The 1,512-nt window shown below is 56.9% G+C and carries 1 protein-coding gene; it reads right to left on the reverse strand.

The features are described 5' to 3' along the window. Positions 1–1,512, reverse strand: a 1,512-nt coding sequence (locus Q363_RS31605) for a recombinase family protein (RefSeq protein WP_035358747.1), incomplete at both ends; no start/stop codon positions are given.

The raw sequence follows: 1,512 nt of genomic DNA on the forward strand, positions 1-1,512 counted from the left end.
CTTTGACCGGTAATCGAATAGTTGCGCCTCGCAGTGGCCACGCGGATTTGATTCCACCGCTTGCCTTTACCTGTCGAATAACCGAGGCGGTTCAACACGGAGGCTATCTGGTCATCGCCGTGGCGAACCGCCATCCGGCTTATGATCTCTAGGGCCGCGATCGGGGTTGCGGTTTCAGTTACTGAACGCGGCCGATCCATCGCAAATTGGGTGTGCGTACCGCCCTTCCAGTGGATGATGAACTGAAGCGTCTTCTTCTCCGCATCTGTGCGCACCATGATCTCCTCCATAACCGTGCGGAAGATCATTTTCTTGAGTGTCGAAGGACAGTGATCGTTTTGCCAGACTTCAGAAAAGTTCGCGCCCATCGCCAGGATTTGAGCTTCTTCGTCGGCGGACAACAAATATCGCTTTCCGCTAAGCCCGGCCAGTCTCTGTTTCGTCTTTGCGATCTCCTCCAGCTTCTCATTCCAGCGACGTTCCAATTCGCCGGCCACCAGACGATTCCTGGCATCTACCGCATCGTATTGCTCAAAGGCCTTCCTGGCCTCGTACTCCATTTGCCCGAGCTTGCTGGACAGGGCACTGCGCTGTGCCGCATCCCCTGCACTTAACTCCTCAAGTGCGCGCAGGCTGGCCTCTACCCCAAGAGGAGAAATAACCTTGAGCAGTTCCTGGCTCAACCGGCGGTCTACCGATGCGCCACCAAAGCGCTGGCAGTACTGTCCGCCGTCGTCGTAATCTCCCTTGCAGAGATAACGCGCGTGGCCGCCTCGGGCTCCCCAGTAACGTACATGGAGTTTGCGGCCACAGTGTCCACAGCGAAGAAGTCCCCCCAGCAGACCTTGCCCGGCACGAATCGCGGTCATGGATTCATCCCCCTGCCAGTTTACGGAATTGCGCCGCGTCATTCGTCGATTCTCTTCATAGGTGGCCCAGTCAATATAACCCTCATGATGATCGGGGATGAAGACCCGGCATTCTTCTGCTCGACGCGTAGCGCTCTGATGTTTCTCCAGCCTGCCGTCGACCAGCACCGTCGTAACCGGACGGCGGCCCCACACGTAGGCGCCAGCATAGAAGGGGTTGCTCAGAATATCGCGGACCAGGCCTTGGGTGGGAACCTTCCAGACCAGCTTTGTCCCCTGGATCGGATTCGCGGGTAGCTCTATATCGTGATCGCGGAACCACTGGAACGTTTGGCGGATGCTCCACCGTTCTCGGAACTTCATAAACACAAGTCGAATGGCTTCGCAGATTCGCTGATCGGGATGAAAAACGATCTTACCCGCCAAATCCCGGGTGTAGCCAACCGGCAGCCTCTTGAATAACTCGCCCCGTCGCGCCTTCGATTCCTGCCCAGCCTGCATTCGTTGGCGAAGGATCTTCAGCTCGACAACGCTGAGTGTCCCTTTGATTCCCAGCACCAGTTGGTCATCAAGGTAATTCAGGTCGTAGATCTGCTGCTCGTCGGCGATCAGGGTTCCAAAAATCTGGCACACCTCCAGCAGC

Source organism: Edaphobacter aggregans DSM 19364 (assembly GCF_000745965.1).
In the GTDB taxonomy this organism is placed as follows: Bacteria; Acidobacteriota; Terriglobia; order Terriglobales; family Acidobacteriaceae; genus Edaphobacter; species Edaphobacter aggregans.